The sequence below is a fragment of the Pseudomonas sp. AC247 genome, assembly GCF_979258015.1.
On sequence record NZ_OZ409829.1, the window covers coordinates 504,359 to 530,290 of the forward strand.

At 59.3% G+C, this 25,932-nt stretch carries 28 protein-coding genes and 1 tRNA gene; 18 read left to right on the top strand and 11 right to left on the bottom strand.

Features of this window, described 5'->3' with window-relative positions; genetic code table 11:
• Positions 1 to 63 precede the first annotated feature (63 nt).
• The 3 genes from ACZZ0B_RS02445 to ACZZ0B_RS02455 all read right to left on the bottom strand — a co-directional run bounded on the left by ACZZ0B_RS02445 (position 64) and on the right by ACZZ0B_RS02455 (position 3,102).
• The gene (locus ACZZ0B_RS02445; RefSeq protein ID WP_008084792.1) at positions 64 to 765 is read right to left on the bottom strand and encodes a hypothetical protein; all 702 of its coding nucleotides are present in this window, start codon (positions 763 to 765) and stop codon (positions 64 to 66) included.
• Between the two features lie 118 nt (positions 766 to 883).
• Positions 884 to 2,395: a sensor histidine kinase gene (locus ACZZ0B_RS02450; RefSeq protein WP_463544298.1), complete on the bottom strand. Its 1,512-nt coding sequence runs from the start codon at positions 2,393 to 2,395 to the stop codon at positions 884 to 886.
• Positions 2,392 to 3,102 carry a response regulator transcription factor gene (locus tag ACZZ0B_RS02455; RefSeq protein ID WP_008084787.1) on the bottom strand — a complete coding sequence of 237 codons (711 nt, stop codon included), beginning with the start codon at positions 3,100 to 3,102 and terminating at the stop codon, positions 2,392 to 2,394. The genes ACZZ0B_RS02450 and ACZZ0B_RS02455 overlap by 4 nt, the downstream gene beginning before the upstream one ends.
• A 152-nt stretch (positions 3,103 to 3,254) precedes the next feature.
• Here ACZZ0B_RS02455 and msrB point away from each other — a divergent pair, with 152 nt between their 5' ends.
• Genes msrB through msrA form a run of 3 tightly spaced genes read left to right on the top strand, consistent with a single transcriptional unit; the run spans position 3,255 to position 6,339 of the window.
• Positions 3,255 to 3,773, top strand: coding sequence for a peptide-methionine (R)-S-oxide reductase MsrB (msrB, locus tag ACZZ0B_RS02460; protein ID WP_463544299.1), 519 nt, complete (start codon positions 3,255 to 3,257; stop codon positions 3,771 to 3,773).
• A gap of 43 nt (positions 3,774 to 3,816) precedes the next feature.
• Complete coding sequence (locus ACZZ0B_RS02465; protein ID WP_463544300.1) at positions 3,817 to 5,625, top strand: cytochrome c biogenesis protein DipZ; 1,809 nt, start codon at positions 3,817 to 3,819, stop codon at positions 5,623 to 5,625.
• A 15-nt stretch (positions 5,626 to 5,640) separates the two neighbouring features.
• Positions 5,641 to 6,339 carry a peptide-methionine (S)-S-oxide reductase MsrA gene (gene msrA / locus ACZZ0B_RS02470; RefSeq protein WP_008084782.1) on the top strand — a complete coding sequence of 233 codons (699 nt, stop codon included), beginning with the start codon at positions 5,641 to 5,643 and terminating at the stop codon, positions 6,337 to 6,339.
• Between the two features lies 1 nt (position 6,340).
• Here the strand turns inward: msrA and ACZZ0B_RS02475 are convergent, their stop codons facing one another.
• The 3 genes from ACZZ0B_RS02475 to ACZZ0B_RS02485 all read right to left on the bottom strand — a co-directional run bounded on the left by ACZZ0B_RS02475 (position 6,341) and on the right by ACZZ0B_RS02485 (position 8,281).
• Positions 6,341 to 6,856, bottom strand: a complete 516-nt coding sequence (locus ACZZ0B_RS02475) for a hypothetical protein (protein WP_463544301.1) — start codon at positions 6,854 to 6,856, stop codon at positions 6,341 to 6,343.
• A 61-nt stretch (positions 6,857 to 6,917) separates the two neighbouring features.
• Entirely contained in the window at positions 6,918 to 7,322 is a 405-nt protein-coding gene (locus ACZZ0B_RS02480; RefSeq protein WP_463544302.1) for a GNAT family N-acetyltransferase, read from the bottom strand.
• Between the two features lie 53 nt (positions 7,323 to 7,375).
• Positions 7,376 to 8,281 carry a LysR family transcriptional regulator gene (locus tag ACZZ0B_RS02485; protein WP_463544303.1) on the bottom strand — a complete coding sequence of 302 codons (906 nt, stop codon included), beginning with the start codon at positions 8,279 to 8,281 and terminating at the stop codon, positions 7,376 to 7,378.
• Positions 8,282 to 8,383: 102 nt separating this feature from the next.
• On the opposite strand from ACZZ0B_RS02485, the gene ACZZ0B_RS02490 reads away from it, so the two are divergent.
• Positions 8,384 to 9,556, top strand: coding sequence for an acetylornithine/succinylornithine family transaminase (locus ACZZ0B_RS02490; RefSeq protein ID WP_463544304.1), 1,173 nt, complete (start codon positions 8,384 to 8,386; stop codon positions 9,554 to 9,556).
• A 122-nt stretch (positions 9,557 to 9,678) separates the two neighbouring features.
• On the opposite strand, the gene ACZZ0B_RS02495 is transcribed toward ACZZ0B_RS02490, so the two are convergent.
• Together ACZZ0B_RS02495 and ACZZ0B_RS02500 are read right to left on the bottom strand one after the other, a co-directional pair.
• Positions 9,679 to 11,598 (bottom strand): alkaline phosphatase D family protein, encoded by a 1,920-nt coding sequence (locus ACZZ0B_RS02495; RefSeq protein ID WP_463544305.1) that lies wholly within the window; start codon positions 11,596 to 11,598, stop codon positions 9,679 to 9,681.
• Between the two features lie 71 nt (positions 11,599 to 11,669).
• Positions 11,670 to 12,464: a hypothetical protein gene (locus ACZZ0B_RS02500; RefSeq protein ID WP_463544306.1), complete on the bottom strand. Its 795-nt coding sequence runs from the start codon at positions 12,462 to 12,464 to the stop codon at positions 11,670 to 11,672.
• A gap of 173 nt (positions 12,465 to 12,637) precedes the next feature.
• Between ACZZ0B_RS02500 and ACZZ0B_RS02505 the strand changes: the two genes are divergently transcribed.
• On the top strand, positions 12,638 to 13,006 hold the full coding sequence (locus tag ACZZ0B_RS02505) for a PH domain-containing protein (protein WP_463544307.1): 369 nt from the start codon (positions 12,638 to 12,640) through the stop codon (positions 13,004 to 13,006).
• Between the two features lie 19 nt (positions 13,007 to 13,025).
• Here the strand turns inward: ACZZ0B_RS02505 and ACZZ0B_RS02510 are convergent, their stop codons facing one another.
• A complete protein-coding gene (locus ACZZ0B_RS02510) occupies positions 13,026 to 13,355 on the bottom strand; it encodes a hypothetical protein (protein ID WP_463544308.1) in 330 nt (109 codons plus the stop codon).
• 136 nt (positions 13,356 to 13,491) lie between these two features.
• A tRNA-Leu gene (locus ACZZ0B_RS02515) sits at positions 13,492 to 13,576 on the bottom strand.
• Between the two features lie 108 nt (positions 13,577 to 13,684).
• Between ACZZ0B_RS02515 and queA the strand changes: the two genes are divergently transcribed.
• The 6 genes from queA to ACZZ0B_RS02545 all read left to right on the top strand — a co-directional run bounded on the left by queA (position 13,685) and on the right by ACZZ0B_RS02545 (position 19,788).
• Positions 13,685 to 14,749, top strand: a complete 1,065-nt coding sequence (queA, locus tag ACZZ0B_RS02520) for a tRNA preQ1(34) S-adenosylmethionine ribosyltransferase-isomerase QueA (RefSeq protein ID WP_426619189.1) — start codon at positions 13,685 to 13,687, stop codon at positions 14,747 to 14,749.
• Between the two features lie 14 nt (positions 14,750 to 14,763).
• The gene (gene tgt / locus ACZZ0B_RS02525) at positions 14,764 to 15,879 is read left to right on the top strand and encodes a tRNA guanosine(34) transglycosylase Tgt (protein ID WP_162130783.1); all 1,116 of its coding nucleotides are present in this window, start codon (positions 14,764 to 14,766) and stop codon (positions 15,877 to 15,879) included.
• Between the two features lie 43 nt (positions 15,880 to 15,922).
• Entirely contained in the window at positions 15,923 to 16,261 is a 339-nt protein-coding gene (gene yajC / locus ACZZ0B_RS02530; protein ID WP_003227923.1) for a preprotein translocase subunit YajC, read from the top strand.
• A gap of 64 nt (positions 16,262 to 16,325) precedes the next feature.
• Positions 16,326 to 18,194 (top strand): protein translocase subunit SecD, encoded by a 1,869-nt coding sequence (gene secD, locus ACZZ0B_RS02535; RefSeq protein ID WP_158829282.1) that lies wholly within the window; start codon positions 16,326 to 16,328, stop codon positions 18,192 to 18,194.
• 9 nt (positions 18,195 to 18,203) lie between these two features.
• Positions 18,204 to 19,118 carry a protein translocase subunit SecF gene (secF, locus tag ACZZ0B_RS02540; protein WP_463544309.1) on the top strand — a complete coding sequence of 305 codons (915 nt, stop codon included), beginning with the start codon at positions 18,204 to 18,206 and terminating at the stop codon, positions 19,116 to 19,118.
• Between the two features lie 121 nt (positions 19,119 to 19,239).
• Positions 19,240 to 19,788, top strand: a complete 549-nt coding sequence (locus ACZZ0B_RS02545) for a glycine zipper 2TM domain-containing protein (RefSeq protein WP_008084667.1) — start codon at positions 19,240 to 19,242, stop codon at positions 19,786 to 19,788.
• Positions 19,789 to 20,013: 225 nt separating this feature from the next.
• Here the strand turns inward: ACZZ0B_RS02545 and suhB are convergent, their stop codons facing one another.
• Entirely contained in the window at positions 20,014 to 20,832 is an 819-nt protein-coding gene (gene suhB, locus ACZZ0B_RS02550) for a type III secretion system regulator SuhB (protein ID WP_008084666.1), read from the bottom strand.
• Positions 20,833 to 20,977: 145 nt separating this feature from the next.
• On the opposite strand from suhB, the gene trmJ reads away from it, so the two are divergent.
• The 7 genes from trmJ (at position 20,978) to hscB (ending at position 25,903) form a co-directional block, all read left to right on the top strand.
• Entirely contained in the window at positions 20,978 to 21,748 is a 771-nt protein-coding gene (gene trmJ, locus ACZZ0B_RS02555; RefSeq protein ID WP_277759169.1) for a tRNA (cytosine(32)/uridine(32)-2'-O)-methyltransferase TrmJ, read from the top strand.
• Positions 21,749 to 21,751: 3 nt separating this feature from the next.
• Positions 21,752 to 22,528 (top strand): serine O-acetyltransferase, encoded by a 777-nt coding sequence (gene cysE, locus ACZZ0B_RS02560; RefSeq protein ID WP_007916901.1) that lies wholly within the window; start codon positions 21,752 to 21,754, stop codon positions 22,526 to 22,528.
• Between the two features lie 245 nt (positions 22,529 to 22,773).
• Positions 22,774 to 23,265 (top strand): Fe-S cluster assembly transcriptional regulator IscR, encoded by a 492-nt coding sequence (gene iscR / locus ACZZ0B_RS02565; RefSeq protein WP_003227911.1) that lies wholly within the window; start codon positions 22,774 to 22,776, stop codon positions 23,263 to 23,265.
• 47 nt (positions 23,266 to 23,312) lie between these two features.
• On the top strand, positions 23,313 to 24,527 hold the full coding sequence (locus ACZZ0B_RS02570) for an IscS subfamily cysteine desulfurase (RefSeq protein WP_008084662.1): 1,215 nt from the start codon (positions 23,313 to 23,315) through the stop codon (positions 24,525 to 24,527).
• A 101-nt stretch (positions 24,528 to 24,628) separates the two neighbouring features.
• Positions 24,629 to 25,015, top strand: a complete 387-nt coding sequence (iscU, locus tag ACZZ0B_RS02575; RefSeq protein ID WP_046820395.1) for a Fe-S cluster assembly scaffold IscU — start codon at positions 24,629 to 24,631, stop codon at positions 25,013 to 25,015.
• 34 nt (positions 25,016 to 25,049) lie between these two features.
• Complete coding sequence (gene iscA / locus ACZZ0B_RS02580; protein ID WP_003227904.1) at positions 25,050 to 25,373, top strand: iron-sulfur cluster assembly protein IscA; 324 nt, start codon at positions 25,050 to 25,052, stop codon at positions 25,371 to 25,373.
• Between the two features lie 8 nt (positions 25,374 to 25,381).
• Positions 25,382 to 25,903 (top strand): co-chaperone HscB, encoded by a 522-nt coding sequence (gene hscB / locus ACZZ0B_RS02585; protein WP_008084660.1) that lies wholly within the window; start codon positions 25,382 to 25,384, stop codon positions 25,901 to 25,903.
• Positions 25,904 to 25,932 lie beyond the last annotated feature (29 nt).

Below are 25,932 nucleotides of genomic sequence, written 5' to 3' on the forward strand. Positions count from 1 at the left end.
AAGCCAGACAACAAAAAGCCCCGCCTGAATCTCAGAGCGGGGCTTTTTCGTCAGCGCTGAAAATTACTGTGCAGCGATGCTGTAGCCATCAAACGCCGTTTTCTTCTGCAGCGCAGTGATGATGTTCTTGCGGTTCACTGCTTGCTCGGTGCCGTCGTTATCAACGAAGACTTCGCTTTCCAGTTCCGCCTCTTCGCCTTCACCGACGAAGGTGAAACCGAGGAATTCCAGCGCTTCACGGTCAACGCTCAAACGCGAACGCGGTGTGCGCAATGGCAGGGTTACGCTGATGCCGTCTTTGCTGATGGTGAAGATTTCGACTTCTTTCTTCTTCGCAGCCTTGCTCTTGCCGCCGCTCGGGTTGCTGATCGCCTGATGGGTCTGGTTCAGCACTTTGAGGGCCAGGCCGTAGACGATTTCCTGGAAGGCCGGATCGTCCTTGAAGCTGGACAGGATGCGGCCGATCGAAAACTTGCTGCTCAGGTCTTCAAGCGCGGCGAGGTCGGCGGCTTCGGCGTCTTTCAGCGACTTGAGTTGGCCCATCAGTTCGTAGGCCTTGTCGTCGTCGAAGCTGTCGTGAGCGTGACGGATTGCGGTACGTAGTTCGCGGATCTGGTCGCTTTCGCGGGTCGACTGGAACGCGTCCAGGACCATCTCGCTGATGATTTTGGCTTGTGGCAGGTGTTGTGAAAGATTGATGGAGTTTTCGTATTCCGCTTTGGACGATTCGGTGACTACGGATTCAGCGGTGTTGAAATCGGACATTGAAATTTCACTACTATTTAACTTGAGTGGAGATGAGCAAGCCCGAGGGCTTTTTCAGGCCGACTAATTTAGGGGAGCGCGGCGGCGTTGTCACGGAGCAACGGGCCGGCGGTCCCAACTATTTGCCCGGGGTGTTCAGGTTCATTGAGCGCACCATCCATTGTTCGGCGGTTTGCGGGTCTGTTGGCAGCGAAAACTGAAATGTTGCACCGCGCCCGCCGATGTCCAGCAACTGAATCTCGCGCCCGTGCAATTGCAGGATACGGTGCACGATGCGCAGGCCCAATCCACCATCACGCCGTGCGCCGCCGATATTGAACGGCCGCAGGAACAGGCCTTCGCGCAGTTCAGGCGCAATCCCCGGGCCGGTGTCGCTGACCGTGACGTCGACCAGCGCACCGTGGGGTTTCAGGTCCAGTTCGATTTCACCGCCCTGAGGCGTATGGCGCAAAGCGTTGTCCATCAGATTGGTCAGTACCCGTTCGATCAACCCGAGGTCGGCACAGACCGTTGGCAGGTTCGGCACGAAATGCGCCTTCAATTCCACCTGCCGCGCTTCGGCGGTGAGTTCGAATTTCTGAAAGATGTCCTGCACCAGATCGATCAGGGAAAACCGCTCCAGCACCGGTTGCACGAAACCGTGCTCCAGACGCACCAGTTCCAGCAGCGATTGCGCCAGACCACCGACTTTGCGGCTTTGATCAAGGGCAATGCCCAGATAACGACGGCGCTCTTCCGGGGACAGTGTGGCGTCCTTCAATGACAACGTTTCCAGATAACCGTGTAGCGAGGCTAGCGGCGTACGCAGGTCGTGGGAAATGTTCGCCACCAGTTCGCGGCGTTCCTGATCCTGGCGCGTCAATGAACGCCATTGCTCGCCGAGGCGGTTTTGCATCTGCCGGAAAGCCGCGTCGAGGACCGCGATTTCATCCGGGTCAGCTGATTTATCCACAGGTGCCGGTACGGGCTGCGGCGCACCATCAATATCAAAACGGCTGACCGTTTCGGTCAGTCGCCGCAGCGGCCGGGTTATCAGATTGAACGCCGTGAGACCGGCAATCAGGCACAGCAACGCCACCAGCCCGATCGACAGCAGCGCAGTGTTGAGCGCAGCGCTGGTCGCCCCGCGCTCGGCGAAACGGTCATGTTCTTCGCTGAGCAACACCACGTACAGATAACCGGCAGGTTTACCGTTGACCCGTAACGGCGCGGCGCTGAATACCTTGCGGCCATCAGCGCTGCGCGGATCGTCGCCGAGGATCGGCAGAGGCTGATCGTCGAGCAGTTGGCGGATCGGCGCCAGATCAACCTGCTGCCGGCGAATCCGGCCCTCCGGTGCGGCATTGCCGACGATCCGTCCCTCGGTGTCGAGCAGATACACCTCGACACTCGGGTTGACCAGCATCAGTTGGCTGAACAACGCGCGCACGGCACCGGGCATCAGGCCGTTGCTGTCCATCAACACCGTGTCATGGGCGATGTGTTGCGCCAGATCCCGCGACAGCCCCTGCACCACTTCCAGTTCATGCATCTTGCTGGAGCGCACCTGCAACCATGCCGACGTGCCGCAGCACACCAGCAGCAACACGGCGAATACCACGGACAGGCGCTGCGTCAGGGTCAGTTTCATGGCTGCTCGGTACCGAATTTATAACCGCGACCCCACACGGTGAGGATGCGAGAGGGCTGGGCCGGGTCTTTTTCGATCTTCGCCCGCAGGCGATTGATGTGGGTGTTGACCGTGTGTTCGTAGCCCTCGTGGCTGTAACCCCAGACAGCGTTGAGCAGGTCCATGCGCGAGAAGACTTTGCCCGGTTGCCGGGCGAAGAAATACAGCAGGTCAAACTCCCGTGGCGTCAGATCGAGGCGCTGCCCCTCGAGACTGACATCGCGGGTGATCGGGTCGATGGTCAGCCCATCCAGGCTGAGGCTACCGGCGTCCATCTTCAGATTGCGCGCCATCGCGTCAACACGGCGCAGCAAGGCTTTGACCCGCGCCACCAGTTCGAGCATCGAAAACGGCTTGGCAAGGTAATCGTCGGCGCCCAGTTCCAGGCCAAGGATGCGATGCAATTCACTGGAGCGAGCGCTGGTGATGATGATCGGTGTGTAGCGGGCCATCGCCCGGGCGCGGCGGCAGATTTCCAGACCGTCGACCCCCGGCAGCATCAGGTCGAGGATCAGTGCATCCCAGTGACCTTGTTGTAGCAGGCGCATGCCCTCGTCGCCGTCGGCGCTGTGCGTCACCTCAAATTGTTCATCGCGAAGATGCAGGCAAATGAGGTCGGCGATGTGCAGGTCGTCCTCGACCACGAGAACGCGTTTGGTCTGTTCCATGAAGCTCAATCCTTCGGCGCGATAAGGCGCATTGTGCGGGTTTTCCTCGGGGCGAGTTATCACGAATTCGTTAACTTCCCGTGAGGATTTGGCGATCAAACCAAGCCTAGGCTGTGTTCCAGAAAGGGCATCTGGAATTTCGGGAGACGGCCATGTTTTCAAGGCGACAGATTCTGTTAGCGGGCGGCGGGCTAGGGGTTGCAGCCCTGGTCGCGGGTGTATTGCCAAAATTGTCGACCAGCACGGCGCTGGTCAGTGAAGCGCGGGCAGACGAAGCGTTCGAAGTGACTCACAGCGACAGTCAATGGCACTCGATCCTCAGTGACGAGCAGTATCAGATCCTGCGCGACGAAGGCACCGAACGGGCCTACACCAGCGCGCTCAACAACGAACATCGCACCGGCACTTTTGCCTGTGCCGGCTGTGCTCTGGCGCTGTTTTCCTCGGCGACCAAATTCGACAGCCGTACTGGCTGGCCGAGTTTCTGGGCGCCGCTGGAACATGCAGTGGCCACGCGTCAGGACCGCTCGTTCGGCATGTCCCGCGACGAGGTTCACTGTCGCCGCTGCGGCGTCCATCTGGGCCATGTTTTCGATGACGGGCCCAAGCCTACCGGCCTGCGTTACTGCATGAATGGCCTGGCGATGACCTTCAAAGCCGTGGCGGCTTGAGTCATGACCCGCTCGCGATCTTCACTTCACACAGGACGAATTTATGTGGCTCTTGGTTCTCGCTTATCTCGGTGGTGTGCTGACGATCGTCAGCCCGTGCATCCTGCCGGTTCTGCCTTTTGTCTTCGCTCGCACCGGGCAGCCGTTTATCAAGAGTGGCTTGCCGCTGCTGGCGGGGATGGCGCTGACCTTTGCGCTCGTCGCCTCGTTGGCGGCGGTGGGCGGCGGTTGGGTGGTGCAAGTCAATCAGTACGGGCGCTGGCTCGCGTTGCTGTTCGTTGCACTGTTCGGGCTGACCTTGCTGCTGCCGCGTGTGGCCGAGCGTCTGACCCGGCCGCTGGTGTCGGCCGGCAGTCGTCTGTCGGAGGCCGCCGGGCAGGACAATCGCCCGCGTCCCGGCGCTTCGTTTCTGATCGGGGTCGCCACGGGGCTGCTCTGGGCACCTTGCGCGGGGCCGGTTCTGGGGCTGATTCTGACGGGCGCCGCACTGCAGGGGGCAAGCATCGCCACCACGCTGTTGTTGCTCGCCTACGCGGCAGGTGCCGCCACTTCACTGGCGGCGGCGTTGCTGCTCGGCGCTAAGGTCTTTGCGCTGATGAAGCGCTCGATCGGCACCGGTGAGTGGATTCGACGTGGCCTCGGCGCGTTGATGTTGGCCGGCGTAGCGGCCATTGCACTGGGGCTCGATACCGGGATTCTCGCTCGGTTATCGACGGCGTCTACCGGTGGGCTGGAACAGACATTGGTCGGCAAGCTTTCGGGCAAATCCGCTAATACAAACGGCACGATGATGGCTCAGATCCCGCCGGCAGATGACTCGGCCAACGGCAGCATGATGGCTGCGGGCGGCGCGATGAAAATGGCCGCGAAAGCACCGGGCACGTTGCCGGTCGAAGGGCAGTTGCCGCCGCTCGATGGTGCTGTGCAATGGCTTAACTCTCCACCGCTGGATGCCCAGGCGTTGAAGGGCAAAGTGGTGCTGGTGGATTTCTGGACCTACTCCTGCATCAACTGCCTGCGCACCCTGCCGTACGTCAAAGCCTGGGCCGAGAAGTATCGCGATCAGGGCCTCGTGGTGATCGGTGTACACGCGCCGGAATTCGCTTTCGAGCGTGACGTCGGCAACGTCACCAAAGCCATGAAGGAACTCGGTATCAACTACCCGGTAGCGATCGACAACGACTACAGGATCTGGCGAGCCTTCAACAACGAGTACTGGCCGGCGCATTACTTTGCCGACGCTCAGGGACGCATTCGTTACCACCATTTTGGCGAAGGCGACTACGCCGAATCGGAGCGCGTCATCCAGCAATTGTTGCGTGAAGCCGGTGCGAAAACCGTTGCGGACGGTTTGATCAATGCCGACGCGAAGGGCGTGCAACTGGCCCCGGACATGCGCGAAGCGCAATCACCGGAAACCTATGTCGGCTACCAGCGTGCGGAACATTTCGTACCGGACACCAGCCTGGTGCCTGACAAGGTTGCGGCTTATACCCCACCGGCGAATCTCGCGCTGAATGACTGGAGCCTTGGTGGTCAATGGAGCGTCGGTGCCGAGCGCGCGACGGCCAGTGCCCCGGCGAGCCGCATCGTTTATCGCTTCCATGCCCGTGACCTGCATTTGGTCCTGGGGCCGGGCGCGGAGGGCAAACCGGTGCGCTTCAAAGTGTTGATCGACGGTCAGGTGCCGGCGGATGCCCATGGCGTCGACGTTGCCCCTGACGGCACGGGCCGCGTCACCGAGCAACGCCTGTATCAGTTGGTGCGACAGACCGAGGCTGTGCAGGATCGAACCTTCAGCATCGAGTTTCTTGACCCGGGCGTGTCGGCCTACGCCTTTACCTTCGGCTAATCAGGAGTCATTGCAATGAAAATTACATGGCGTCGTATGTTGTTGGGAGTCGCGGTGGCAGGCGTGATCGGCCAGGTTTCAGCGTTCTCCCTGGGAGGAGAAGACGCGGTGATCATTCCTCCGCCAACCCTCGACGAAGTCACTCAGGCGCACAGCGAAACGGCGGTATTTGCCGGCGGCTGTTTCTGGGGTGTGCAGGGGGTTTTTCAGCACGTCAAAGGCGTGCAGAAAGCCGTCTCCGGTTACGCCGGCGGCGCGGCGAATACGGCGGAATATGAACGTGTCAGCGAGGGCGATACGGGCCATGCCGAGTCGGTGCAAGTTACCTTCGATCCGGCGCAGGTCAGTTACGGCAGCCTGCTGCAGATCTACTTTTCGGTGGCGCATAACCCTACCGAACTTAATCGGCAGGGCCCGGACAGCGGCACGCAATATCGCTCGGCGCTGTTCCCGGTCAACGCCGATCAGCAGAAGGTCGCGCAGGCCTACATCGCGCAACTCGATGCGGCGCATGCGTTCAACAAACCCATCGTCACCCAGCTGGAAAGCTACAACGGCTTTTACCCGGCGGAGGACTATCACCAGGATTTCCTGACCGAGCACCCGAGCTATCCCTATATCGTGATTAACGACATGCCGAAGGTGGCGAATCTGAAGCAGGTGTTTGCCCAGCGTTATCAGGAAAAACCGGTGCTGGTGAAAAGCGGCTCCTGAATCATCGGGCGCCCAATGGCGGGCGATGAGCCTGAAGGGTGCGCAGCAAACGGTAATATTTCAGTGAGCGAGCGCTGATCAGACCACTGATAAAGCCCGATGCTGCGGCTTTGAGCAACACCATATCCGGGGCGGCAGCCCGCTCTGGGTACACGTCATCCTGATAGCCGAAGTAGTAGTTCACTGCGAAAAAAAGCAGGAGCAGAATCAGCGCTGTCCAGGTGCCCGGCACGACCAGCCCGGTTTCCGGATCATCAAGATTTATCCCCTTGTTGGGGAAAATCAGCCATGCCGACAGGGCGCCGAGTAACAAAGCAATGAGCCAGCCGCTGAGGGTCAGACCTGGGTCATTCGTCAGGTTCAACGACAACAGCGACCACGCCAATAACACCAGCGGGGTCGACAGCAGGGACAGCGGGCTTTCGTGTTGAGGTTTGAGGGTCTTGAGGCCGAAATACAGCAGAACCAGAAAAACGGCATAAACCCACAAGGGAGTATTTTGAAGAGTGACGAGCATCGCACAGCGTCCATGCCGGAAAGAGAAGGCAGATCATATCCGTTGCCAGGGTGAACGCCGCTTATTTTAATCGCGGCCGCTCCATGGCAATCACCGACGTCTCGAAACCCAAGCGGGCAAAAAAAGCCTCGGCACCCTCCCGCCCGGCGCGCAATACCCAAGTGATGTCGGGGTTATCGCCCATGACATGCTCGACCAGTTTGCGGCCAATGCCTGCGCGTCGGTGCTGGTCGTCGACCACGACCATCGACAGGTAACCGTTGGACAAGCCGTCGGTGATGCCCCGGGCGAAGCCAACGATGCGGGCGCTGCGCAGGGCAACCGCCGTGCGTTGAGAGTTGTTGATCAGTTGCATGAAGTGTTCGCTGGAACCGGTGCGGTGACCCCAGCCATGTTGCCCGAGGAACAGCCGTACCGACTCCACCTCGTCAGGGCGCAGGTCGCGTACGCTCAGATTGTCGTTCATCAATGGTTCGACTCCTTGTCAGCAGTTGTTCGAGACTGGCCTATCCCTTGATGTCAGGATCTGCCCCACGTCTGCATCGCGAATTCGACGAAGCGGCGCAGCTTCGGCAGGCGATAGCGATCCGGGGCGTACAGCAAATGCAGGGGACGGCTGGGAGGTTGGTAGTCGGCAACCACGATCACCAGTTTGCCCTCGCGCAAATCCTGTTCCACCAGTGCATCGGGCAGCATCACGATGCCCATGCCGGTGCGTGCAGACTGATGCAACCCGGCTGACGTATTCATCAGCATTGGCCCGCTGACGTCGACGAGAATTTCTCCGTCCGGGCCGCTGAGGCGCCAGCGCTTTTCCACCGATTGCCAATCGTCGCCAGCAGGATAGGCGAACGACAGGCAGTCGTGTTGTTGCAGGTCCTCAGGGGTTTTCGGCATACCACGGCGGGCCACATATTCCGGGGAGGCGCACACGGTCAGGGTGTAATCGATCAAGGGACGGGCGATCAGGTTCGACTCCTCGAAATGACCCAGCCGAAACGCTACGTCGAGGCCGCTTTCCAGCAGGTCCGGACGGCTGTTGGTCAGTACCACATCCATCTTCACCTGCGGGTATTGCAGGGAAAAATCGCTCAGCGCCGGTGCCAGGCGTTCTACCCCGAAGGTCAGCGGCGCGGTAATGCGCAACAGGCCACGGGGTTCATCGAGTGCTTGTTCGGCCAGACGTTCGGAGTCGGCCACCAGCCCCAGGACATCCAGACAACGCTGGTAGTAGACGCTGCCGAACTCAGTCAGGCGCTGCCGTCGGGTGGTGCGTTGCAGCAGTTGCACACCGAGCCGGTGCTCCAGCGCCCGTAGATGATTGCCGACCATGGTTGTCGACATGTCGCACTGCAGCGCCGCCGCCGTCATGCTGCCGGCTTCGACGACTTTGACGTACACGCTCATCGACTGGAACAGGTCCATTATCAAGCCCTGCTTTTAAATGAATGAAGTTGTAGCGAGTTTATCCAGTTCTGGTGGCTAACCATACTGACATCACACCGACCTTCACTGGAGTTTGAAGTCATGACCGCCGCCCTGATGAACACCTACCAACCGCTGGCCCTGAGTTTCACCAAAGGCCTGGGCACTCGCCTGTGGGATCAGGCCGGTCGCGAGTATCTGGATGCGGTTGCCGGGGTCGCGGTGACCAATGTTGGCCACTCGCACCCGCGTATCGTTGCGGCGATCAGCGAGCAGGCGGGCTTGCTGCTGCACACCTCCAATCTCTACAGCATCGACTGGCAACAACAGCTGGCAAAGCGGCTGACCGCGTTGTCGGGGATGCAGCGGGCGTTCTTCAATAACTCCGGTGCCGAGGCCAACGAGACCGCGCTTAAACTGGCGCGGTTGTACGGTTGGCGCAAAGGCATCGAACAGCCGCTGGTGGTGGTCATGGCCAACGCTTTCCATGGCCGTACCCTCGGCACGTTGTCCGCCAGCGATGGCCCGGCGGTGCGGCTGGGCTTCAATGAATTACCGGGAGATTTCATCAAGGTCCCGTTTGGTGATCTCGCTGCGCTGGAGCAACTGCAGCGTCAACACGGCGAGCGCATCGTGGCGATTCTGGTCGAGCCGATTCAAGGTGAAAGCGGTGTGCAACTGGCGCCTGCCGGCTATTTGAAAGCGCTTCGTGGATTATGTGATCGCCACGCTTGGCTGCTGATGCTTGATGAGATCCAGACCGGCATCGGCCGCACGGGTCAGTGGTTTGCGTTTCAGCACGAAGGCATCGTTCCCGACGTCATGACCTTGGCGAAGGGGTTGGGCAACGGCGTGCCGATCGGTGCTTGCCTGGCGCGGGGCAGGGCGGCAGATCTGTTCACGCCCGGTAGCCATGGCAGCACATTCGGCGGCAATCCGCTGGCCTGCCGGGTCGCTTGCACAGTGCTGGATATCATCGAGGAACAAGGGCTGCTGGACAACGCACGAGTTCAGGGCGAGCGCCTGTTGACCCGCCTGCGCGCAGAGTTGGCGGACAACCCCAATGTGCTGACGATTCGCGGGCAGGGTTTGATGATCGGTATCGAGTTGAAACAACCGGTGCGCGATCTGACACTGATTGCCGCGCGCGATCATGGGCTGCTGATCAACGTCACGCGAGGCAAGACGATACGGCTGCTGCCACCGCTGACGATTGATGAGCGGGAGGTGGAGATGATTGTCAGAGGCGTGGGGCGGGCGGTGTCTGCGAACTGACGCGCAACTGAAACCCCTGTAGGAGTGAGCCTGCTCGCGATAGCGGTGTATCAGGCGCTATTCATTTTGAATGGTCTACCGCAATCGCGAGCAGGCTCACTCTTACATTGGAAAGGTGCGCGTCAGTCCGGATAATCCGCCAGATCCGGCGCCAGCATTCGCGTCTTCGCCGCCCCGTTCGAATTGTGCTGAATGATTTCCCGCGGCTGCCCCTGCTCATTGAAAAACACCTGACCGATCCCCGCCGAATTCCACAACCGTTCACCCGCTTCTGCGTGTTCCGGGGTGTACGGCACGATGCGCATCAGCCGGCGTTTGGTGAACCAGTTCAGCGGCGAACGCGGGGAGTAGAGCCAGCGGTTGAGGCGGTCGAACCATTCCAGCAGGGTTTTCGGGAATTCATTCTTGATGCCGCTGCTGGTGATCTGCCAGATGCGCGGACCGGCCTTGCGGTGGCGGATCAGCACTTCATAGACGAAGGAATAATGCACATCGCCGGACAGCACCACGTAATTACCCGGTGTACGCGAGTGTCGGAAAATGTTCAGGATCACCTGTGCTGCGCCGCGATGGGCCATCCAGTTTTCCGCATCGACCAGCAATGGATAACCGCACCAACTGAAGACTTTCTGCACCGTCTCGATCAGTTTCACACCGAAGATCGGCGCCGGTGAAACGATGATTGCCGAGGGATGATCGAGCAGTTCCTGTTGCAGTTCGCTCAAGGCCTCCCAGTCGAGCAGACCGGACGGTTGCTTGAGCGCCATTTCGCTGCGCCAGCGGCGGGTGCGGGTGTCGATGACCACCAGCGCCGGACGGGTGGGCAGTACGAAATGCCAATGTTGAAAGCGCAGCAGGTCGTCGATCAGTTCGTCCTGCACCGGGCTGTCGAGGTATTGATCATCACCGCTGGCGCTCAAGCCAAGGGTTTTCTCCAGCAGATCCTTGAAGGCATCCGGGTTATTGCCCCAGCCCTGACACAACATATAAGCGATCAAGGCGTTGCCGATGATGCGCTTGGAGAACGGATGGCCGTAGGCCGTTTCCTCCCATTGCGCGGAAAGATTCCAGTCGTCGGTGATGTCGTGATCGTCGAAAATCATCAGGCTCGGCAGATGCGCCAATGCCCGGGCGACGTTGCCCAGACCTGCCTTGAAACCGTCGATCCGCGTCTGTTCCAGGGCGTAGCGCTCGAGCCGTTCGGGCGTCAGCGTCGGCGCCGTTGGCTCGACCAACGTCCATGCGGTCGGTGCCCATACCAGCAAGTACATCGCCATGACTTCGGCGAACGTCACCAGGTGATTGTCGGCGCTGCTGCTGGTGAAAATCGGCTTACGCGCGCCGCCGAAAAATCGCTCGCGCAATGTCTCGTTGCTCTCCAGCGCCGGTAACAAATCCGCACGGTGGTAATAGCTGGCCGGGTGGTCGTAAAGCTTGGCGCTGTCACTGACCACGGCGCCTTCGAGGTGTTCGTCGAACAGGCCCAAACGCTCGATCAAGGCATGAATCGCGCGCAGCATCGGGCCAGCGACGTCATCGGCATACACCTGATCGCCACTCATCATCAGCAGGGCGGGGCGCTCGTGCGGTTCGGTTTCGGCGGCCAACAGTTGATCGACGCAGAGCAAACCGTCCGCCGCTGGGTGATGCGGTTTGCGGCAGGAGCCGTGCAGCAATTGATCAATGCGCGAACGCAGGACGAAGTTCGGGCACTTCGCATCGCCATACAGCAGATGTGGCGCCCATTCGGCGATGCCCATCGCGCCGTCAATCAGCAGGTCATAGTCGATACGCGTGTCGAAGGGCAGGGCGCCTTCAAGGGGGACGTCGATGAGATGGACAAATGCATGACGGCCTACAGGAACCACCGTGCATTTCTCGCCATCGAGAGGAATGTCTCCTACACCGTGCAGACGCAAGACCAGTGACAACGGGCGCGTGCCGACCAACCACATGACCAGTCGAGTCGGTTCGAGTCGGCGCAGCAGTGGGCCGGCCAAAACCGGTGGCAGCAAGGAAGGGTCAGCTAAAAGTCGGGACATCGGTGGGCAAGGCTCAAGGCGCACAGCCGGCGATGATAGCGCAGCCGGCGCCTGCAACCCTTAAGCGAGACTTAAGATTCAGCCTTCTTCAGCTTCAGATCGAGCAATCGCCATTCGGTATTTTCTGCAGTGCTGCCCGCCAGGGGCTGAACGGTGCAGGTGTAGCGATAGCTCACATCGTCGCCGAGCATATTGCGGGCGCTGACGTTATTGCTGATGGTGTAGATCTGATCCTTGAAGCGCTGGTTTTTGTTGGTGATTTGCGGGGCAACGACCGTCGTGGCCGGGAAGCGCATTGCACCGTGCAGGAAAGGCGCGCACATCACCGCCGCCATCATGGACTTATCGGCCTCCGGGTCCTTGCCGAGCATTTTGCGCAGGGCGACGAAGTCCTGGCCAAGCGCATCCGTAATCGGCTTCTCGAACACCGTGCTGGTCAGACGACTGCTGTAGTTCGGCAGCAACGCGGACTCGGGTGGCGAAGGCTCATTCTGCGGTTTGCCGGCAACAAAGGCCGGAAAGTTGTCCAGCGCAGGTGCCGGTGCCGGTGCCGGTGCCGGTGCAGGGATTGGTGCGGGTGCGGGTGGCGCGACAGCAACAGGGGCCGGCGCAGGAACAGGCTCAGGCTTCGGCGCAGCCGGCGCGACCTCTTGAGTCACCGTCTCTTGAACCTGTTTTTTTGCAGTTTTAAGCTCCGGCGTGAACAGCGCCAGCGAGATGGAAAACACCACGACACCGACAATAAAACCCGCCCCCGCGCCGAGAACGTTGCCGAAAAACAGATTCCAGTTGCCGCGGTTCTTCACCACCCAGCGCCACATTAAACCCCATGTCGCCAGAAATGCGAGTAGACACAGAAACGCCATTCGATCCTTTCCTTAACCTGCAAAAATCCTGAGGCAGCGCGTGTTGATCAGTCGCGCTGAAGATGGACGGCAAGATAACAAAATAGTAGCGTCGCGCCACTCTCTTCATCGGTGCCAAACGGTGGGCAATAGTGATGAAGGACAGGATTTTTCTTCAACCAGAGGATGGACAGATGATCGACTTCAACAACAAGGGTTTCTTCAAACTCAAGCAGAACGACGAATACGCCGAGCGCGTCAGCGCCCTGTTGCTGGAAGGGGAAGAGGTGATCGACTCTTATAAGGCCATGCGCGATGGCGTGGTGTTTACCAACAAACGCATCATCGCCGTCAACGTCCAGGGCATCACGGGCAGCAAGAAGGATTTCACTTCGCTGCCGTACAAGAACATCGTCGCCTATTCCGTGGAAACGTCAGGGACGTTTGATCTGGACTCGGAGCTGGAGATTTACTTTTCGTCGCTGGGCAAGGTGAAGTTCGAATTCACCGGCAAGACGTCGATGGTGGAGATTTCCAAGTACATCTCCAGACATCTGCTGTAAGCGCGCGCGACGCGCTCAATCAAAGAATGTCCTTCAGATAAACCTTGAGCGCGAGGAGCGGCTGATCGAGCTGCTCCAGCGACTGCGCCTGGCTGAAGTCCGCCGACAGCTTGTGCAACTCACGCCCGAGCGGTTTCTCGACACCGCCCAATGAATCCAGCGCCAGGCCGAGGCACTCATTCATCTTGAATTGAATAGTCTCGACATCGCCACGTTTCACCAACAACTCGAAAATATCCCGCTGGTATTCACCCATGACCATGTCATCGCGCAGGATCGGGCTCAGGCCTTCTTCCTCGTACGCGAGCTTGAGGGAGAAGAGGGCGACTGTTTCCAGTGACGTTTCCATGGTGTTGATCCTTGGGGTTTTCGTCGGTCGAGAAGCTGAAAGTCAAAAGATCGCAGCCTGCGGCAGCTCCTGCAGGGGCAAGGGCTTTATTGCAGGCGAAAAAAAAGGCCTTGCTAAGCAAGACCTTTCTTAATTTTGGTGCCCCGAGGGAGACTCGAACTCCCACTCCTTTCGAAAACGGATTTTGAATCCGCCGCGTCTACCAATTCCGCCATCAGGGCTCAATGGCGGCGAAGTATAGAGATGAGATTACCGTTGGTCAATCACGTTTCATGGTCTATTTTCGATATTTCCGCTAAACTTTCCGGCCCTGCTAGACGAACCCCATCATGCGTGTTGCTGACTTTACTTTCGAGCTCCCTGATTCGCTGATCGCCCGCCACCCTTTGGCCGAGCGTCGCGGTAGTCGCCTGCTGACCCTTGATGGGCCGAGCGGCACACTTGCACACCGTCAATTCACTGATTTGCTTGAGCATTTGCGCCCGGGCGATTTGATGGTGTTCAACAATACCCGGGTGATTCCGGCGCGGCTGTTCGGGCAGAAAGCGTCCGGCGGCAAGCTGGAAATCCTCGTCGAACGCGTGCTCGATTCGCACCGCGTGCTGGCCCATGTGCGCTCCAGCAAGTCGCCGAAGCCGGGTTCGAAGATCCTTATCGACGGTGGTGGCGAAGCTGAAATGATCGCGCGTCACGATGCGTTGTTCGAGCTGGCCTTCGCTGAAGAAGTGTTGCCGCTGCTCGACCGCGTCGGGCACATGCCGTTGCCTCCTTATATAGACCGCCCGGATGAAGGCTCGGATCGCGAGCGTTATCAGACCGTGTACGCCGAGCGTCTCGGCGCGGTGGCGGCGCCGACGGCGGGGCTGCATTTCGATCAGTCGCTGATGGAGGCGATTGCCGCCAAGGGCGTCGAGACCACGTTCGTCACGCTGCACGTGGGCGCGGGGACGTTCCAGCCGGTGCGCGTCGAGAAGCTTGAAGATCACCATATGCACACCGAGTGGCTGGAAGTCGGCCAGGACGTGGTCGACGCAGTCGCTGCGTGCCGTGCGCGCGGTGGTCGAGTGATTGCTGTCGGCACCACCAGCGTGCGTTCGCTGGAAAGTGCCGCGCGCGATGGTGTGCTCAAGCCGTTCAGTGGCGACACCGATATCTTTATCTTCCCGGGCCGGCCGTTCCATGTGGTCGACGCCCTGGTGACCAACTTTCATTTGCCGGAATCCACGCTGTTGATGCTGGTGTCGGCATTTGCCGGTTATCCCGAGACCATGGCCGCCTACAAGGCCGCCGTCGACAACGGTTACCGCTTTTTCAGCTACGGTGATGCGATGTTCATCACCCGTAATCCCGCACCTACTGCCCCTAAAGAAACCGGCCCAGAGGAAACAGAATGAGTCGCGAATGTCGCATGTCCTTTGAGCTCCTTGCCACCGATGGCAAGGCCCGTCGTGGTCGTCTGACCTTCCCGCGTGGCACCGTCGAGACCCCGGCGTTCATGCCGGTGGGCACCTACGGCACGGTCAAGGGCATGTTGCCACGTGACATCGTCGCCACTGGCGCGGAAATCATTCTGGGTAACACCTTCCACCTGTGGCTGCGCCCTGGCACCCAAGTGATCAAGGAGCACGGCGACCTGCACGATTTCATGCAGTGGAAAGGCCCGATCCTCACTGACTCCGGTGGCTTCCAGGTATTCAGCCTCGGCGCAATGCGCAAGATCAAGGAGGAGGGTGTGACCTTCGCTTCTCCGGTCGACGGCGCCAAAGTGTTCATGGGGCCGGAAGAATCGATGCAGGTACAGCGCGATCTCGGCTCCGACATCGTGATGATCTTCGACGAATGCACGCCGTACCCGGCTGACGAAGACGTCGCGCGGATCTCCATGGAATTGTCGCTGCGCTGGGCTCAACGTTCGAAAAATGCCCACGGTGAAAACACCGCAGCGCTGTTCGGTATCGTTCAGGGCGGCATGCACCAGGATCTGCGCATGCGCTCGCTCGAAGGCCTCGACAAAATCGGCTTCGATGGCCTGGCCATTGGTGGTCTGTCGGTGGGCGAGCCGAAGCACGAGATGATCAAAGTATTGGATTATCTGCCGGGCATGATGCCGGCTGACAAACCTCGTTACCTTATGGGCGTTGGCAAACCGGAAGATCTGGTTGAGGGTGTGCGCCGCGGTGTGGACATGTTCGATTGCGTGATGCCAACCCGTAATGCCCGCAATGGGCATCTGTTCATTGATACCGGCGTGCTGAAGATCCGTAACGCGTTCCATCGCCATGATGAATCGCCGCTGGATCCGACCTGCGATTGCTATACCTGCCAGAACTTCTCTCGCGCTTATCTGCATCACCTGGACAAGTGCGGCGAAATGCTGGGAAGCATGCTCAATACCATCCATAACTTGCGCCATTATCAGGTGCTGATGGCTGGTTTGCGCGAGGCTATTCAACAGGGTACATTGGCCGCCTTTGTCGATGCCTTCTACGCCAAACGCGGGCTCCCCGTTCCGCCTTTGGACTGAGTTTTCTGACCCCAAGATTCAACATTTGCAACTGGAGTGCTAAATGAGCTTTTTTATCTCTAACGCCATGGCTGACGCAGCTGCACCGGCTGCTGCAGGCCCAATGGGCGGCGGCTTCGAGTGGATTTTCCTGGTCGGCTTCCTGGTCATCTTCTACCTGATGATCTGGCGTCCACAGGCCAAGCGCGCCAAAGAGCAGAAGAACCTGCTGAGCAGCCTTGCGAAGGGCGACGAAGTTGTGACCACTGGCGGCATCGCCGGCAAGATCACCAAAGTTGCCGATGACTTCGTGGTTCTGGAAGTTTCCGACACCGTGGAAATGAAGTTCCAGAAAGGCGCCATCGCCGCCACGCTGCCAAAAGGCACGCTGAAAGCGATCTAAGAGCAACAACTTCTACTCAATCGACGGGGCGCGCAAGGCGCCCCGCGTCATAACGGGCGGCGTGATGCTGAACAAATATCCTCTGTGGAAATACATTCTGATCCTGGCGGTGCTGGCGATCGGTCTGATTTATTCCGCTCCGAATCTATACCCTGATGACCCGGCCATTCAGGTCAGCGGTGCAAGCACTGCGCTGCAAGTCAATCAGGCTGATCTGGATCGTGTGAGCACTGCGCTCAAGGAGTCCGGGATCAACGTCAAGGCGGCCACGCTGGCGGCAAATGGCAAGGGCGGCCTGATCCGTCTGACCAAGGCTGAAGATCAGCTGCCGGCCAAAGACGTTGTGCGCAAGGCATTGGGTGATGACTACGTCGTCGCGCTGAACCTGGCACAGACCACGCCGCAATGGCTGCGCAATCTGGGCGCGCACCCGATGAAGCTGGGTCTGGACTTGTCCGGTGGTGTGCACTTCCTGCTGGAAGTGGACATGGACAAAGCCCTCGATGCACGCCTGAAAGTCTACGAAGGCGACGTCAAGAGCCTGCTGCGCAAAGAGAAGCTGCGCTATCGCAGCCTGCCGCAACTGGGCGGTGCCATTCAGCTGGGCTTCAGCGATGAAGATTCCCGCGAACAGGCCCGTGCACTGATCCGCAAGAACTTCAACGATTTCGACATTGTTCCGGCCGACCTCAACGGTCAACCGGTGCTGCGTCTGGCGATGACCCCGGCCAAGCTGGCGGAAATCCGTGAATACTCCATCAAGCAGAACTTGACCACGGTACGTAACCGCGTCAACGAGCTGGGTGTTGCCGAACCGATCGTTCAGCGTCAAGGCGCCAACCGCATTGTGGTTGAACTGCCGGGCGTGCAGGACACTGCCGAAGCCAAGCGTATTCTCGGCAAGACGGCCAACCTTGAGTTCCGTCTGGCTGCTGAGCCGGGTGCTTCGAAAGCCACTTCTGAGACTTTCGAGTTCCGTGAAGGCAATCGTCCCGCTGCGCAGATCGAACGTGGTCTGATCATCACCGGTGACCAGGTGACCGACGCCAAGGCCGGTTTCGGCGAGCACGGTACGCCTGAAGTGAACATCCGTCTGGATGGTCACGGTGGCGAGCTGATGAGCCGCGCGACCCGTTCGAACGTCGGTCGCAGCATGGCGGTGATTTTCATCGAACAGCGTCCGGTTACCACTTACACCAAGCAAGTGGTCGACGGTGTCGAGAAAGACGTCGCCGTTCAGACGTTCAAAGAAGAGAAGAAGATCATCAGCCTGGCGACCATTCAGTCGCCGCTGGGTGCTCAGTTCCGCATCACTGGCCTGAACGGTCAGGGTGAGTCGTCCGAGCTGGCGCTGCTGCTGCGTGCCGGTGGTCTGGCTGCTCCGATGTACTTCGCTGAAGAGCGCACAATCGGCCCGAGCCTGGGTGCTGACAACATCACCAAAGGTATCGATGCGTCGCTGTGGGGCATGTTGTTCGTGTCGCTGTTCATCATCGCCATCTACCGCTTCTTCGGCGTCATTGCCACTGTCGCGCTGGCGGTGAACATGGTGCTGCTGCTGGCGTTGATGTCGCTGCTGGGTGCAACACTGACCCTGCCAGGTATCGCCGGTATCGTGCTGACCATGGGTATGGCGGTCGACGCCAACGTGCTGATCTTCTCGCGGATCCGTGAAGAGATCGCCGCCGGCATGACCGTGCAGCGTGCAATCAACGAAGGCTTCGGCCGGGCATTCACCGCGATTCTCGACGCCAACCTGACTACCTTGTTGGTCGGCGGGATTCTCTTTGCCATGGGCACCGGCCCGGTCAAAGGTTTCGCAGTGACCATGTCCCTCGGGATCTTTACCTCGATGTTCACGGCCATCATGGTGACCCGCGCAATGGTCAACCTGATCTTTGGCGGACGTGACTTCAAGAAGTTGTGGATTTAAGGGGCTGCCATGTTACGTACAATCAACTTCATGGGCGTTCGCAACGTTGCGTTCGGCGTCACAGTGTTACTCACGGTCATTGCCTTGTTCAGTGTTTTCCACAAGGGCATGAACTGGGGTCTGGACTTCACCGGCGGTACGCTCATTGAGCTGACCTACGAGCGTCCGGCCGATGTCACCAAGGTGCGTGAGGAGCTGGTGACTTCCGGTTACCACGAGGCCATCGTGCAGAGCTTCGGTGCAACCACCGATTTGCTGGTGCGCATGCCCGGTGAAGACCCGCAGCTGGGCCATCAGGTCGCGGAAGCGCTGCAGAAGCTCGGCGGCGACAACCCGGCGACGGTCAAGCGTGTCGAGTTCGTCGGCCCGCAGGTCGGTGAAGAACTGCGCGACCAGGGCGGCCTCGGCATGCTGCTGGCGCTCGGCGGCATCCTGATCTACCTGGCTTTCCGCTTTCAGTGGAAGTTTGCGGTCGGCGCCATCGTTTCGCTGATTCACGACGTGATCGTGACCGTAGGTATCCTGTCGTACTTCCAGATCACTTTTGATCTGACGGTGCTGGCGGCGGTGCTGGCGATCATCGGTTACTCGCTGAACGACACCATCGTGGTATTCGACCGGGTTCGTGAGAACTTCCGCGTGCTGCGCAAGGCGACGCTGATCGAGAACATCAACATCTCGACCACGCAGACCCTGCTGCGGACCATGGCGACGTCGATTTCGACCTTGCTGGCGATCGCGGCGCTGCTGTTCTTTGGCGGTGACAACCTGTTCGGCTTCTCGATCGCGCTGTTCATCGGTGTATTGGCGGGTACTTACTCGTCGATCTACATCGCCAACGTGGTGCTGATCTGGCTGAACCTGACCACCGAGGATCTGATTCCTCCGGCCAACACCGAGAAGGAAGTCGACGACCGTCCATAACGGTCATCGTTTTCCCGGCTGTCAGCCCAAGAAAGGCGCGAGTTGAACTCGCGCCTTTTTTTATGCTCCAAGGCTGGGAGAAGCGCGGGCGTGTCCCGCATGTGATGGTCAGGAGGTTCATGTGAACAAGTCGTTGCTGGTTGGTGCGGTATTGGGTGCTGTCGGTGTGACTGCCGGGGGTGCTGTTGCCACCTACAGCCTGGTTAAAAGCGGCCCTGAGTATGCGCAAGTGTTGGCCGTTGAACCGGTTAAAACACAGATCAAGACGCCACGTGAAGTGTGCAAGGATGTAGCCGTGACCCGCCAGGCGCCGGTCAAGGATCAACACCAGATTCTCGGCACCGCCATTGGTGCGGTAGCCGGTGGTTTGCTGGGTAACCAGGTCGGCGGCGGTACCGGCAAGAAGATTGCCACGGTCGCTGGTGCAGTCGGTGGTGGTTATGCCGGTAACAAAGTGCAGGAAGGCATGCAGAATCGCGACACCTACACCACCACCCAGACTCGCTGTAACACCGTGAATGACATCAGCGACAAGGTCGTTGGTTACGACGTGCGTTACTCGCTGGACGGCAAGGAAGGCAAGGTGCGCATGGATCGTGATCCGGGCAACCAGATTCCGGTCGACAAGGAAGGCAAGTTGATTCTGTCGCAGAATGAGCCGGGTCAATAAAGACCGACTGTTTTAACAAGAAGCACCCTGCGGGGTGCTTTTTTGTACCCGCATGAAACCTATTCCCAATGTAGGAGCTGCCGAAGGCTGCGATCTTTTGATCTTTGTCTTTTAAAAACCAAGATCAAAAGATCGCAGCCTTCGGCAGCTCCTACAGGGGGTGGGTGTAAAATTCAGGCATAAAAAAAGCGCCCCGAAGGACGCTTTTTTCGTTTCGCGTAACGCTTAGCGCTTCAGCGAAGCCGGCAGGTGCGGCTGGATCGCCGTCAGAACTGCCTTGAAGCATTTGGTGTTGCCGGCAACGATGTGGCCTTTTTCAAGGAAGTCGTGACCGCCGGTGAAGTCGCTCACCAGGCCGCCGGCTTCTTGAATCAGCAGGGCGCCTGCAGCCATGTCCCACTCGGACAGGCCCGACTCCCAGAATGCATCGAAACGACCGGCAGCTACGTAAGCCAGGTCCAGGCTCGCCGAACCGGCGCGGCGGATGCCGGCAGTCTGGCCAACCAGGGCGCGGAACATGCCCAGGTAGTTTTCCAGGTTGTCCATCTGGTCATCACGGAACGGGAAGCCAGTGCCCAGCAGCGCGCCGTCGAGGCTGGTGCGACCGCTGACGCGCAGACGACGACCGTTCAATTGAGCGCCGCGACCACGGCTGGCGGTGAATTCTTCCTGGCGAACCGGGTCAAGAACCACTGCGTGTTCCAGGCGACCACGGTATTTGCAGGCGATGCTGACAGCGAAGTGAGGAATGCCGCGCAGGAAGTTGGTGGTGCCGTCCAGCGGATCGATGATCCACAGGTACTCTTCGCCTTCGATGCCGGTACCGGCGTGCATGCCAGTCTCTTCACCGCGGATGGAGTGGTTCGGGTAAGCCTTGCGCAGCGCGTCGATGATTTTCTGTTCAGCGGCGCGATCGACCTCGGATACATAATCCTTGGCGTCTTTTTCGTCGACCTTGATGGTATCCAGGCGCTCGATGGAGCGGAAGATCAGTTCACTGGCGCTGCGGGCGGCGCGCAGCGCGATATTCAGCATGGGCTGCATGGATGTGTCACCTAAGGTTGTTAAAGAAAGCCGCGCATTCTATCAGAACTTTTCTTCAGGTGAAGGACGCTGTTCGCTTTCATAGCTTAACGGTAGGCTGTTCTGTAAGATTTGCACCCCTTTCCTGTGTCCGAGAGCGCCTCCCTTGCTGCAGAACATTCGTGTCGTCTTGGTCAATACCAGCCACCCCGGCAATATCGGCGGGGCCGCGCGCGCCATGAAAAACATGGGTCTGTCGCGATTGGTGCTGGTCGAACCGCGCCTGTTTCCGCATCACGAGGCCGATGCTCGCGCCTCCGGTGCCGGCGACATCCTTGAAAACGCACAAGTCGTCGCCACCCTCGAAGATGCCTTGGTCGGCTGCAATCTGGTGCTCGGCACCAGTGCCCGTGACCGCCGCATTCCCTGGCCACTGCTGGATCCGCGCGAATGCGGCACCAAAGTGGTCGAGGAAGCCGGGCAGGGCGCCGAAATCGCCTTGGTGTTCGGTCGTGAAGACTCCGGCCTGACCAATGATGAGCTGCAGCGATGTCACTTTCACGTGCACATCCCCTCCGACCCTGAGTTCAGTTCGCTGAACCTCGGCGCGGCGGTGCAGGTGTTGAGCTACGAAGTGCGCATGGCCTGGCTGGCCGCGCAAGGTCAGCCGAGCAAGGTCGAGAAAGAAGAAGTGGCTTCGGTGAAAAGCGCCGAGCTGGCGACCATGGATGAGCTGGAGCGCTTTTATGAGCATCTGGAGCAAACGCTGGTCGCGATCGAATTCCTCGATCCGGAAAAACCACGGCACTTGATGGCGCGCCTGCGCCGGTTGTACGGACGCAGCTCGGTCAGTCGGGCGGAAATGAATATTTTGCGTGGCATCCTCACGGAAACCCAAAAAGCGGCCCGTGGTGAGCTTCTAAAGCGGAAGGACTAAACAATGTTTGAGCGTTTGCGTGAAGATATCCAGAGCGTGTTCCATCGAGACCCGGCGGCGCGTAACGCTTTTGAAGTCCTGACGTGCTACCCCGGCATGCATGCGATCTGGATCCATCGCTTGGCCGGCATGCTGTGGCGCAACGAGCTGAAATGGCTGGCGCGGCTGGTGTCGAACTTCGGTCGCTGGTTGACCGGGATCGAAATTCATCCTGGGGCCAAAGTCGGTCGACGCTTCTTTATTGACCACGGCATGGGCATCGTCATCGGTGAAACCGCCGAGATCGGTGATGACGTGACCATCTATCAGGGCGTGACCCTGGGTGGCACCAGTTGGAACAAAGGCAAACGCCACCCGACGCTGGGTGACGGTGTTGTCGTGGGGGCGGGCGCCAAGGTGCTCGGCCCATTCACCGTCGGTGCAGGTGCCAAGGTTGGCTCCAACGCCGTGGTGACCAAAGAAGTGCCGCCGGGCGCCACTGTTGTGGGGATTCCGGGGCGAATCATCGTCAAATCCGACGAAGAGCAGGATGCCAAGCGCAAGGCCATGGCCGAGAAAATCGGTTTTGATGCCTACGGCGTCAGCGAAGACATGCCCGACCCGGTGGCGCGCGCCATCGGTCAGTTGCTTGATCATCTGCAAGCGGTGGACGGGCGGCTGGAAGGCATGTGCGGCGCGTTGAAGGATCTGGGCAGCAATTACTGTGCGAAAGATCTGCCTGAGCTGCGCGAAGAAGACTTCGCCTGCGTCAAAGGCAAAGACGAATCCAAAGCAAGCTAAGCCCTGTGTAGGAGCTGCCGAAGGCTGCGATCCCTTGATCTTCTATAGAGCAAAATCAAAAGATCGCAGCCTGCGGCAGCTCCTACAGAAGCTTGCGCCGGCCGGTGTGCCATTAGGCCGCAGACCCTGCTATCATTCGCGCGCTCTTTTGCGGGTAATCCTGACTAAAGTACTAGGTCTTAAAGTTGACTTAAATACTCGGGAATTGCATACTCGCCCCATTCTGAACTCCGTGGTAACTGTCCATGCGACTGACTACAAAAGGCCGATACGCCGTGACCGCCATGCTTGACCTGGCGTTGCACGCGCAGCACGGGCCCGTGTCCCTGGCCGATATCTCCGAGCGCCAAGGCATCTCCCTGTCCTACCTCGAACAGCTGTTCGCCAAACTGCGCCGCAGCAACCTGGTTTCCAGTGTTCGCGGCCCGGGTGGTGGCTACCAGTTGTCCCGCGACATGCAGGGCATCCAGGTCGCCCAGGTGATCGATGCGGTAAACGAATCGGTCGATGCCACCAAATGCCAGGGCCAGGGCGATTGCCATTCCGGCGACACGTGCCTGACTCATCATCTGTGGTGCGATTTGAGCCTGCAGATTCACGAATTTCTAAGTGGTATCAGCTTGGCTGATCTTGTGACTCGCCGTGAGGTGCAAGAAGTAGCCCAGCGTCAGGACCAGCGCCGTTGCAACAGCAAGGCGCCACGCCTGGACAAGATTGAAGCGTCCGCCGTCGAATGACAGCCAGAGAGCTAGCGGCACGCCAGCCCTGATTTAGGAGATAGTCCATGAAATTGCCGATTTACCTTGATTACTCTGCGACCACCCCGGTTGACCCGCGTGTCGCGCAAAAAATGAGTGAATGCCTGCTGGTCGACGGAAACTTCGGTAACCCGGCTTCCCGTTCCCACGTATTCGGCTGGAAAGCTGAAGAGTCCGTCGAAAACGCTCGTCGTCAGGTGGCCGATCTGGTCAACGCTGATCCGCGCGAAATCGTCTGGACCTCCGGTGCCACTGAGTCCGACAACCTGGCAATCAAGGGTGCGGCACATTTCTATGGCTCCAAGGGCAAGCACCTGATCACCTCCAAGATTGAGCACAAGGCTGTCCTCGACACCATGCGCCAACTGGAGCGTGAAGGTTTCGAAGTGACCTACCTCGAGCCTACTGAAGACGGTCTGATCACTCCGGCGATGATTGAAGCGGCACTGCGCGAAGACACTATCCTGGTCTCCGTGATGCACGTGAACAACGAAATCGGCACCGTCAACGACATCGCCGCGATCGGCGAAATGCTCCGCGCCAAGGGCATTCTGTTCCACGTCGACGCCGCTCAGTCCACTGGCAAGGTCGAGATCGACCTGCAGAAACTGAAAGTCGACATGATGTCGTTCTCCGCCCACAAAACCTACGGCCCTAAAGGCATCGGCGCGCTGTACGTCAGCCGCAAGCCGCGTGTGCGCATCGAAGCGACCATGCACGGCGGCGGTCACGAGCGCGGCATGCGTTCCGGCACCCTGGCGACCCACCAGATCGTCGGCATGGGCGAAGCGTTCCGTGTGGCCAAAGAAGACATGGCTGCCGAAAACGTCCGTATCAAAGCCTTGAGCGACCGCTTCTACAAGCAGGTCGAGCATCTGGAAGAGCTGTACGTCAACGGCAGCCTGACCGCCCGCGTTCCGCACAACCTGAACCTGAGCTTCAACTACGTTGAAGGCGAGTCGCTGATCATGGCGCTCAAGGATCTGGCGGTATCGTCCGGTTCGGCGTGCACCTCGGCGTCGCTGGAGCCTTCGTACGTACTGCGCGCCCTGGGCCGCAACGACGAACTGGCACACAGCTCGATCCGCTTCACCTTCGGCCGTTTCACCACCGAAGAAGAAATCGACTACGCCGCGCAGAAAGTCTGCGAGGCCGTTACCAAGCTGCGCGCTTTGTCGCCGCTGTGGGACATGTACAAAGACGGCGTCGATATCTCGAAAATCGAGTGGGCGGCACACTAAATATAGAAGCCGCCGGATACAGATCCTGTAGCGACGCGGCGGTTTACGCAGCGCAGTTGCAGGGTCTCAAGAGCGGCCCTGATGAGTGAGGATTGAGAATCATGGCTTACAGCGAAAAGGTCATCGACCACTACGAAAACCCGCGCAACGTCGGCAAGATGAACGCGGAAGATCCTGATGTCGGCACCGGCATGGTCGGCGCTCCGGCATGCGGCGACGTAATGCGTCTGCAAATCAAGGTCAACGAAGCCGGCATCATCGAAGATGCCAAATTCAAGACCTACGGCTGCGGTTCGGCTATCGCTTCCAGCTCCCTCGCCACCGAGTGGATGAAGGGCAAGACCCTGGACGAAGCCGAAACCATCAAGAACACTCAGCTGGCCGAAGAACTGGCCCTGCCGCCAGTGAAAATTCACTGCTCGGTACTGGCTGAAGACGCTATCAAAGCGGCTGTTCGCGATTACAAGCAGAAGAAAGGCTTGATCTGACTTTCTGGATTTGGCGACGAGTAAGGAGTCACCGATGGCTATCAGCATGACAGAAGCGGCTGCTCGACACGTGCGGCGCTCCCTCGACGGGCGCGGCAAAGGTGAAGGGATTCGTCTGGGTGTTCGCACCACAGGCTGTTCCGGCCTTGCCTACGTGCTGGAGTTTGTCGACGAGGTGGTTGCAGAGGATCAGGTGTTCGAAAGTCACGGCGAAAAAGTGATCATCGACCCGAAAAGCCTCGCCTACCTGGACGGCACCGAGCTCGACTTCGTCAAGGAAGGGTTGAACGAAGGCTTCAAGTTCAACAACCCCAACGTACGCGGTGAATGTGGCTGCGGCGAAAGCTTCAACATCTGAGGCTTGTCGTGGGTATTCCTTGTCATTTCGCTTTATTCGAGCTGCAACCGAGTTTCCGTCTGGATCTCGAGCAGTTGGCCACGCGCTATCGTGAGTTGGCGCGCGGCGTTCATCCTGACCGCTTTGCCGACGCTTCCGAGCGTGAGCAGCGGTCGGCACTTGAGCAGTCTGCTCGGCTCAACGACGCCTATCAGACGCTCAAGAGTCCGGCCCAGCGTGCACGCTACCTGCTGACCATCAGCGGGCATGAAGTGCCGATGGAAGTCACGGTCCATGATCCCGAGTTTCTTCTGCAGCAGATGCAGTGGCGCGAAGAGCTTGAAGACCTCCAGGACAGTGCCGACCTCGACGGTGTCGCGGTGTTCAAGCGTCGCTTGAAAGTGGCTCAGGAAGAACTCAACGAAAGCTTCGCAGCCTGTTGGGATGATGCAGCGCAACGCGAACAGGCCGAACGCCTGATGCGGCGCATGCAGTTCCTCGACAAGCTCACCTACGAAGTGCGCCAGTTAGAAGAGCGCCTCGACGATTAACCCAGTGCCGCTCCGGTCGCACGCCTGAT